Origin of the sequence: Streptomyces sp. sk2.1 (assembly GCF_008120935.1) — a bacterium.
In the GTDB taxonomy this organism is placed as follows: Bacteria; Actinomycetota; Actinomycetes; order Streptomycetales; family Streptomycetaceae; genus Streptomyces.
In genome coordinates, this window is record NZ_RDBO01000077.1 from 295,106 (window position 1) to 302,515 (window position 7,410).

Below are 7,410 nucleotides of genomic sequence, written 5' to 3' on the forward strand. Positions count from 1 at the left end.
CCCTCCTCCGCCTCCCCCTCGCCGACCCGGAGCTACCCGCTCTCCACGGCCCCCCGCACCATCCCCGCAGTGCGGGAACACCGGGCGGCCCGCGGCCCCGGCTGGCGCCCCGGCCCGGACGGCGGGGTCGTCGTCGCCGACGGCAGCGGGACGCTCGCGGACGAGGGGCGGCTGCTGGCCCAGGAGCTGAAGATCCATTACCGGGGCGACGTCCCCGCCCGCGCGGGCGACGTGGAACTGGCGATCGCCCCGGGCGGCGGCACCCCCGAGTCGTACACCCTCGACGTCCGCGACGGACGGGTGCGGATCAGCGGACCCGATCGGGCCGGCGTCTTCTACGGGACCCGCACGCTGAAGCAGTCGGTGCGGGCCGACGGGGTGATGCCGGAGGGCGAGGTGCGCGACCGCCCCGACCGGCCGCAGCGCGGCCTCAACCTCGACATCGCGCGCAAGCACTACACCGCCGCCTGGATCGAGGACCGGCTGCGCGAGATGGCCGACCTCAAGCTCAACCAGCTGGGTCTGCACTTCTCCGACGACCAGGCCTTCCGCATCGAGTCCGACACCCACCCCGAGGTGGTGTCGCCGCAGCACCTCACCAAGGCGGAGGTGCGGCGGATCCTCGGGCTCGCGGACCGGCTGCACATCGAGGTCGTCCCCGAGATCGACTCCCCGGGCCACCTCGGCGCGGTGCTGCGGGCCCACCCCGGCCTCCAGCTGCGCAGCGCCTCGGGCCGGCTCTCGCCCGGCTCGCTGGACATCTCCGACCCGGGGGCGGCGAAGCTCGTCGACGAACTCCTCGGCGAGTACACCGAGTTGTTCGACGGCGCGTACTGGCACCTCGGCGCCGACGAGTACCTGGCGCTGATGGCCAGTGACCCGGCCGCCTCCTACCCGCAGCTCCAGCGCGCCGCCGAGCGGAAGTACGGTGCGGGGGCCGGGATCAAGGACCTCGCCACCGGCTGGCTCAACGACCGCGCGGCCGTGGTGCGCCCGCGCGGCAAGCAGCCCAAGGCGTGGAACGACGGCTTCTTCCGCGACGGGACCGTCCCCGCCGACAAGAACATCGAGGTCGAGTACTGGACGGGCAAGGAGTACGGCGCCCGGCAGCCGGAGGAGTACCTGCGCGAGGGACGGCGCGTGGTGAACCTCAACGACGAGTTCCTCTATTACGTGCTCGGCCAGCCCAACAACTTCGTCTACCCGACGGGCGAGCGGATCTACGAGCAGTGGACCCCGCTCGTCCTGCGCGGCACGAAGCCGGTCCCGGCGCGCTGGTCGGACCGGATCCTCGGCGGCCGGTTCGCCGTCTGGGGCGACTTCCCGCAGGCGCAGACCCCGGCCCAGGTGGCGCGCGGCATCCGGATGCCGCTGCGGGCGACCGCCCAGAAGCTGTGGGTCCCGGGCAAACCCGCGCTGACCTGGGACGAGTTCCGGGCGCTGGCCGCACGGATCGACGGGACGGGCTGAGCCGGACAGGCCGGGGGGCCGGGGACGGGCCGAACGGGCGAGTGGGGCGAGCCGGGAGACTGGTCGGGCGAGCCGCGGGGGCGGGCGGCGGCCCCGGTGCCGCCCGCCCCGGCCTTCGTCGCTCCGCAGCAGTACCTGCGTTCACCGGACGGGCTCGCGAAGGCCCTCGTCGTGCTGCTGTCGCTCGTCGCGGTGACGGACCTGCTCGCCGTCGCGGCGGGGCTGAACCTCCGCGGTCTGATCGCGGACGGCCTGGCGAACGACTTCGAGACGTACGACGAGTCGGCGGCGACCATGGCGGACAACCTGTACGGGTCCGCCGGAGTGCTCCAAAGCGTCATGATGCTGGCCACCCGGATCGTCTTCGTCGTCTGGTTCCGGCGGGTGCGACTGAACGCCGAGGTGTTCGACCCGAGCATGCAGCCGATGGCGCCGGGCTGGGCGGTCGGCTCCTGGTTCGTCCCGGTGGCCAACCTGGTGCTGCCGCGCCGGATCGCGGGCGGCGTCTGGACCGCGAGCGCCCAGACCAACACCGACGGCAGCTGGCGCACGGTCCCGGCCACCCTGATGAACCTGTGGTGGGGCGGATGGGTCTGCACCCTGCTCTTCTCCTGGATCACGACCCGGCTGTCCCGGAGGGCCGAGGAGGTGGAGGAGATCATCGACGCGACGGACCTGACGATGGCGTCCGACGCGTTCGACGTCGTGGCCGCGGTGCTCGCCATCCTCTTCGTGCGCAGGCTCACCCGCATGCAGGGGGAGCGGGCGGCCCTCGGCCTGTATCCGCTCGGTACCCGGTCCTGACGCTCCGGACCCGCCCGGCGGCGTGACCCGGCCGTCCTGCCGCGACCCGGCCGTCCCGCCGTGATCCGGTCGCCCCGTCGTGGCCCGGTTGTCCTGTCGAACGTTCCAGGAGATGAGATTCGGCCTCCTCGGGTGACGATTTTGAGCCATTCGGCGCTGAAGGCGATAACAGGAAGCGCCGCGTCCGGGTGTGTGCACGCACCCGGACGGGCCGACAGGAGACGCCGATGAGCCTGCTGGAACTGATCGCCGCCGCCGATGGGCGGAGCCTCGCCGTGAGTGCGGTCGCCTGCCTCGACCGCTGTCTGCCGCAGCCCGAGGACGGGGCCGAGCCCGATCCGCTGCGCCCGTTGCGGGCGGTCCGCGCGGACGGCCGGGAATGGGACGTCCGACTGGGGGCCGCCCGTGCGGCGATGGCGGAACGGGAACCCGCGGACGACGTGGCCGAACAGGTCCGGAAGGCGCTCGCCGCCGCGCCCGGCGACTTCTCCGTCGACCCGCTCCGGGAATGGGCCGACGCCTGCTCGCTGCTCGCGCTGGAGGTCCACCGGCGGTTCGACACCCCGGGCGGCGCCCCCGGAGCGGACGGCACGGACCCGCTGCGGCGCTGCCGCGCGGGCGACCCGGACGAAAGCGGTCCGCTGGTCACCGGCGAACTGCGCCGCCAGATCCAGATCCTGGAGATCCTCACGGAGGCCGCGGGCACGGCGGGCGAAGGTGCCGCCCTGCGCCGCGCGGTGGACCTGTCGACCGAGGGCCGCCGGGTGCTGCGCGCGGTGATGTCGCGTCAGGCCCGCGGCCGGGGCTGAGCGCCCGCGGCGACCGTCGTACGGGAACGAGCGGGCGACCGCGCTCCAGACATGTCCCGGGCTTCCTCCGGACGCCTGCGGGCTTCTCCGGGCCGGGGGCGCCTCCGGACGACTGCGTGCTTCTCCGGGCCCGGGTGCCTCCGGACGTCTCCGGGTCTCTTCGGTCCCGGGCGCCTTCGGCACGGTGGTGCCCGTACGAAGTGGTGCCCGTGCAGGAGGGGCCCGTACGGGAGGAGCCCCTCGGGTCAGGTCCGAGGGGCTCCGGTCCGTGCGCCCCTGGGGGGCGGTTCTTCCGGGTACGCCCTACGGGGCCAGGGTCAGCCCGATCCGGATACCGGTCGGTGAGCCGAGCGCCGTCACGCCGTAGTAGAGGGCGGTGTCCGCCTTGATGCCCGAGGTGCTGGTGTTGTCGATCTGCAGGACCGTGCCGTTGCCGGCGTCCTCGCCGTCCGCGCCGATCGCGATGTCCGCCCGGCCGTAGCCGGAGAGGTCGGTCAGGGAGACGGACGAGCCGAGCCGGTCGTTTGTCTCGGTGGAGCCGGGCACGCCCGCGGTGTCCTGGCTGTATCCGACGGCCCCGGTGCCGGTGGGTCCGGTGGCGGAGCCGCGGATCAGGAAGACCTGGCCGGCGTTGCCCCGGTTCACGCCGTCGCGGGTGAGGTCCTCGCCCGGGGCGCCGGTGAGGATGTCGCCGTGGCCGTCGAGGTCGACGTCGCCGATGGAGACGGACGCCCCCATGTCGTCGCCGGTCTCGCCGCCGCCCGGCACGCCGGTGGTGTCCTGGTGGATCGTCCTGCGGCCGGTCGAGGTCAGACCGGTGGCCGAGCCGAACACGGCCGTGACCGCGCCGCCCTTGGCGGTGTGTCCGGATTCGGTGGCGGACGGCTGGCCGACCACCAGGTCGGTGGCGCCGTCGCCGTTGACGTCACCGGCGGCCAGCGAGCGTCCGCCGCGGGCGTCGAGGATGCCGACCCGCTGGAGCCCGGTGGCGGACCCCTTCAGCCACAGCAGGCGTCCGACGCCGCCCGGGTCCCGGTAGTTGATGGCCGCGTCCGCGTACCCGTCCTTGTTGAAGTCGCCGGTGACCGCGGACGCGTAGCCCACGGCGGCGGTGTACGCGGAGGTGTTCAGGTAACCGGACTTGGCCGCACCGGTCCTGCCGTCCCAGGCCCACCAGCGGCCGGGCTTGCCGGGCGCGACGGAGAGGACGTCGGCCTTGCCGTCGGCGTTGAAGTCGCCGGAGGCGACGGTCGTACCGAGCTTCTCGCCGCCGATCCGCGTCGAGGAGGTGACCGAGTAGCTGCGGCCGGTGGTGAGGCCGGGGCCGTACATCAGGACGACCGTGCCGTTGTCGGCCTGGGTGAGGTCCTCGCCGGGGCCGCCGACGACCAGGTCGGCGTACCCGTCGCCGTTCACGTCGCCCCAGGCGTTGGACGAGCCGAACAGGTCGCCCGCCTCGGAACCGCCGGGCACCCCCGGGCTGTTCTGGTCCAGCGTCCGCTTCGCCGTCGTGCCCGGACCGCTCCTGGTCCCGGGCAGCACGGTGACGCGACCGTCGCCGCCCGCCGCCTTCGGGAGGCCGACGACCAGGTCGGTGACGCCGTCGCGGTTGAAGTCGGAGGTCGGGATCGCGGCGTTGCGGGTGCCGTTGGTCGCGTACGTGCGGATCGAGCCGAGCCTGCTGTACAGGTTCGCGCCCGGGCACTTCGTGGCGAACCCGTCGCGGTGCCCGGCGGTCGTGTTGAACGTGACGTCACCGGCGGGCCGGGTGTTGCCCTCGGCGTCGGTGACGAGCCGGGTCAGCGTCACCTTGGCGGTGGGGCTCACCCCGTACTGCCCGAGCTTCCAGGCGGCGACCCGGGCGGCGGACTGCAGGGCGGCCGGGGTCGGCCTGCCGGTCTCGAAGTCGCCGAGCAGCGAGATGCCGGTCGAGTACGAGTTGAAGCCGTAGGTGTGGGCGCCCTTGACCGGGAGGTCGGCGCCGCCGCCCCGGCCCTCGAAGATCTGGCCGCACTTGTCGACCAGGAAGTTGTAGCCGAGGTCGTTCCAGCCCTCGGTCTTCACGTGGTAGGTCAGGATCGAGCGGACCATGGAGGCGGAGTCCGCGCAGCTGTAGCTGTTCGCGTCGGCCGTGTGGTGGATGTAGACCGCCCGCACCTTGTCGATGTACTCCGGCGGGTCCTCGACCAGCGACTCGTCGGCACCCCACTGGGCGCGGCCGATGATCGGCGGCCGGTTGACGGTCGACGGCGGCGCGGTGGGCACGGTCGTCGACGGCTCGGGCGTGGGCGGGGCGGTGGCGCTCTCCGACGCGGGGGCCGTGGCGGTGGCGGGGTCGGTCGGGGTCGCGGCGTCCGTGGCCGTCGCGGTGTCGGCCGGGGAGGCGGACTGCGTGGGCGTGTCGGACGGTACGTCGGTCGTGGCCGGCGCCGACGGGCTCGCGGTCTCCTCCGTGACGTACGCGGCGTTGTCCAGGGAGCCGGGGGCGGCCCCCGCGGGGTTGCGGGACTCGGTACGGCTGACGCCCGGGTCCACCATGTGGAGCCGGAGGCCCTTGGGCAGCGCCCGGCCCGAGCCCACCTTCACCTGCACGGCGTCCGAGGCGCCGACCCACAACGGCTCGGTCGCCCGGCGGGCCCCGGCCCGCTCGGCCCCGTCCGGCCCGTCGGCGGACATCTCCAGCTCCCGCCAGGGCGACCACTTCCCGGTCCCGGCCGCCCGGGTGCGCACCCGGGCGGCGCCGTTCACGTCCGCCGCCCCGTCCCAGCCGATGCCGATCAGCGAGAACGGCTCGGTGTCCGTCGTCGGCAGCTTCCGCTCGGTGGCGGTGCCCCCGTCCAGCGCGAGCGACCGCAGCTTCGCCGGGCGTTCCTTCGGCCCCGACGGACCGGCCGGCCCGTCGGACGGGTTGGCGATGGCGACCGTCACCACTCCCGCCCCGCCGAGCACCACGGCACCGACGGTCAGCCAGGCGCGGCGCTTCAGGCTCATCGGTCTGTACGCATGCGAACTGCGCGAGCTCAAATGCCCCACCCCTCAAGAGAGTTCAAGTACTCAGAAGTTCACGGGCCGCAGCTGTCGCGCAGACGGCCCGGGGTACCCAGCGCAGCGAGGAACCCAAACGTCACGCCGATTCGCGCGGGAGTGACATACCTCACTTCCGCAGGGGTGTCCGGGGGGATCTGTGACATTTCTGTGAGATCGGGCGCAGAGGGGTGCAGAGGAAGATCGATACCACCGCCCCGGCGGAGCACGGGCACGACAGCCGGTGCCGGACCGGGCCGTCGGCTGGGGATGTGTTGGGAACGGGCGAGGGACAGCGCCGCAGGCAGGTGGACGACGTCGAGCTCGGCGCCGCCGTCGAACGTGCCCGGCAGGGGGACGAGGGCGCCTTCGCCGTCGTGTACCGGATGGTGCAGCCGGGCCTCCTCGGCTACGTGCGCGGGCTGGTCGGCGACGACGCCGAGGACGTGGCCTCCGAAGCCTGGCTGGAGATAGCCCGCGACCTGGGGCGCTTCCGCGGCGACGGGGCCGGGTTCCGGGGCTGGACGGCGGTGATCGCCCGGCACCGCGCGCTCGACCACCTGAGGAGGCTGAAGCGGCGGCCCCGCGTCACCCTGCTCGAACAGGACGTGCTCCAACTGCCCGGCGGCCACGACACGGCCGGCGCGGCGCTGGAGACGCTCTCCACCCGGGAGGCGCTGGAGGCCATCGGCACGTTGCCGCAGGAGCAGGCCGAGGCCGTGCTGCTCCGGGTGGTCGTCGGCCTGGACGGTGCCGCGACGGCGCGCGTGCTCGGCAAGCGCCCGGGGGCCGTCCGCACCTCCGCGTACCGGGGGCTCAGAAGACTGGCCGAGCAACTGTCCCCGGGGGGCAGGACGGGCGACGGAACGAAGAAGGCGCGCCGCGTGCGGGGTGACGGAGCATGAGGGACGAATCGCAGCGGCGGCCGGACGGGCCGTACGGGCCGGACACGGACGTGCCCGAGATCCCGGCCGAGAGGTGCAGCGGGAGACCGGACGGGCCGTACGGGCCATCCGGGCCGGACACGGACGGCGAGCGGCGGGCCGTGGCCGCGTTCCGGGCCGCCCGGGACGAGGGCGCGCACGCGCCGGTGCCCCGATGGCGGCGGCGCCGGCGCGACGACTGGCGCCCGGCGCAACGGCGCCGCGGCACGTGCCCGGTCCGGGGGATGCTCGGCGGGGCCCTGGCCGCGGCACTGCTCGGCGGGGTCGCGGTGGCGGCCGGTTCGGGGGCGCTCCCGACCCCGTTCGGCGACGACGGCCCGGGACCCGTGCGCCCCACGCCCACCTCTCCCGCGACCCCC

5 protein-coding genes and 1 pseudogene are annotated in these 7,410 nt (G+C 74.3%); 5 read left to right on the top strand and 1 reads right to left on the bottom strand.

The features are described 5' to 3' along the window. The 3 genes from EAO76_RS28700 to EAO76_RS28710 all read left to right on the top strand — a co-directional run. Nucleotides 1-1,470 (top strand): glycoside hydrolase family 20 protein (locus tag EAO76_RS28700; RefSeq protein ID WP_148840360.1); only part of this gene is annotated, 1,470 nt, incomplete at its 5' end. A gap of 96 nt (nt 1,471-1,566) precedes the next feature. Continuing rightward, complete coding sequence (locus EAO76_RS28705) at nt 1,567-2,274, top strand: DUF4328 domain-containing protein (RefSeq protein ID WP_148838816.1); 708 nt, start codon at nt 1,567-1,569, stop codon at nt 2,272-2,274. 227 nt (nt 2,275-2,501) lie between these two features. Next, on the top strand, nt 2,502-3,083 hold the full coding sequence (locus EAO76_RS28710; protein WP_148838817.1) for a hypothetical protein: 582 nt from the start codon (nt 2,502-2,504) through the stop codon (nt 3,081-3,083). A gap of 303 nt (nt 3,084-3,386) precedes the next feature. On the opposite strand, the gene EAO76_RS28715 is transcribed toward EAO76_RS28710, so the two are convergent. After that, on the bottom strand, nt 3,387-6,074 hold the full coding sequence (locus tag EAO76_RS28715) for an FG-GAP-like repeat-containing protein (protein ID WP_187438824.1): 2,688 nt from the start codon (nt 6,072-6,074) through the stop codon (nt 3,387-3,389). Between the two features lie 308 nt (nt 6,075-6,382). Here EAO76_RS28715 and EAO76_RS28720 point away from each other — a divergent pair, with 308 nt between their 5' ends. Next, nucleotides 6,383-7,012 (top strand): RNA polymerase sigma factor, encoded by a 630-nt coding sequence (locus EAO76_RS28720; RefSeq protein ID WP_148840361.1) that lies wholly within the window; start codon nt 6,383-6,385, stop codon nt 7,010-7,012. Continuing rightward, a pseudogene (locus EAO76_RS44875) lies at nt 7,009-7,410 on the top strand (hypothetical protein); the annotation flags it as partial. The gene EAO76_RS28720 and the pseudogene EAO76_RS44875, both read left to right, overlap by 4 nt.

Coding starts and splice junctions, on each gene's coding strand:
- EAO76_RS28710 (WP_148838817.1), top strand. CDS start 2,502: ATGAGCCTGCTGGAACTGATCGCCGCCGCCGATGGGCGGAGCCTCGCC.
- EAO76_RS28715 (WP_187438824.1), bottom strand. CDS start 6,074: ATGAGCCTGAAGCGCCGCGCCTGGCTGACCGTCGGTGCCGTGGTGCTC.